Origin of the sequence: Promicromonospora kroppenstedtii DSM 19349 (assembly GCF_000515355.1) — a bacterium.
GTDB classification, from domain to species: Bacteria; Actinomycetota; Actinomycetes; order Actinomycetales; family Cellulomonadaceae; genus Promicromonospora; species Promicromonospora kroppenstedtii.
Genome location: NZ_KI911649.1, coordinates 59,073 through 60,557 on the forward strand (window position 1 = coordinate 59,073; position 1,485 = coordinate 60,557).

At 73.3% G+C, this 1,485-nt stretch carries 2 protein-coding genes; one reads left to right on the forward strand and one right to left on the reverse strand.

Annotated elements, in window-relative coordinates; translation table 11 throughout:
* Window positions 1–1,243, reverse strand: a 1,243-nt coding sequence (locus PROKR_RS34470) for a LacI family DNA-binding transcriptional regulator (protein WP_169736374.1), incomplete at its 3' end; no start/stop codon positions are given.
* 63 nt (window positions 1,244–1,306) lie between these two features.
* Between PROKR_RS34470 and PROKR_RS31510 the strand changes: the two genes are divergently transcribed.
* Window positions 1,307–1,485, forward strand: a 179-nt coding sequence (locus PROKR_RS31510) for a LacI family DNA-binding transcriptional regulator (RefSeq protein WP_211240092.1), incomplete at its 3' end; no start/stop codon positions are given.

Sequence of the window (1,485 nt, forward strand, 5' to 3'; positions counted from 1 at the left end):
CCTGGCCGGCTGTCGTCCTGGCCGGCGGAGCCGGCTCGTCACCGGGACCCGTCGGTGCCTGCCCGGTGCGCACCTGCTCCCGGAACTCCTCCTCGACCGACCGCAGCGCGGGGATGAGCTGCTCCAGCGCCTCGGGGTGGGGGCGCAGCACGCGCGTGCTCTCGGCGAGTCCCGTGAGCGTCGCCTGCGTGGGCGGCTGGCCCAGCGCAGCCGCGGCCCGGAACAGCCGCTGCACGCCACGCATCCACGAGTCCAGGTCGGCCCCCGGGCCGAGGCGCGCTTCGGCGCCGTCGAACGTTGCCCGCGCCACCTCGCCGAACCGGCGCCACGCCGTCGAGCCCTCCTGCGCGGGCAGTCCCTCGAGGAGGGTGCCCGCCCGGGCGTCGAGGCAGCCGCAGGACTCGCGGGTCACCAGCGTGGAGCGCGACAGGTGCTGGCCCGCGACGCGTTCGCCCCGGATCCGGGCGAGGAGCAGGGAGACGGCCAGCTCGCCCACCTGGTCGTGGTGCGGGTCCACGGACGCGAGCCGGGGGCGCACGCGGGCGCCCGCCTCGGAGTGGTCGAAGCCGACGATCGCCTGGTCGCCGGGGAGGGACAGCCCCTGGGCCCGCAGTACGCGGGAGAACCCGATCGCGTTGCGGTCGGTTGCGGCGACGGTCGCCGTCGTCGGCAGGCCCCGTCCGCCCACGGCTGCCTGCGCCACGGTCGCCGCGCTCGCCTCCTGGTTGTCCGCCGTGCGGTAGAGCCACTCCGGCCGTGGTGTGATGCCGTGGGCGGTGAGCGTCGCGACGTACGCGGCATGACGTTCGACGATGTCGGCCTGGCGCAGGCTGCCGAGGAACCCGATCTCCCGGTGCCCGTGGGCGATGAGGTGCTCCACCGCGGCGCGCGTGCCGCCCTCGTTGTCCGGAGTCACCACCGGGGCGTCGATGCTGGTGGTGCGCTCACTGACCAGCACCACCGGCGTGCCGTCCGCCTCGATCCGGAGCAGGGTGGCCTCGTTGACGGCCGACGTGATGACGATGACGCCGTCGAGCTGGCCGAGGCTCACGGCCGCGGTGCCGGGCGGACGGTCCGGGAACTGCTCGCGCTCCAGGTCCGCCGGATAGGTCTGCACCGCGACCACGCGATGCCCCTCCGGGCGGACGGTGCGCGCGATCCCGGCGAGCACTCGTCCGAAGTAGTAGCCACCGACCACCGGGGACAGCACCCCGATGACATACCTGCGCTTTCCGATAAGCATGCTTATACACCCGTCTTCGTCGACGCTGTGCAAAATTCACCCAAGGGTGCATGCTACGTGGTTATGGTCCCAACGTCGCGACCGAACCATCCTGAAGTGTCCGATTATTCGACCCCCGTGCGCCGGCCGACCATCGTCGACGTCGCACGGGTCGCCGGTGTCTCGACCGCCGTCGTGTCGTACACGCTCAACGGCCGCCGCGGGGTCTCCGCCGCGACCCGGGAGCGGGTGCTCCGCGCGGC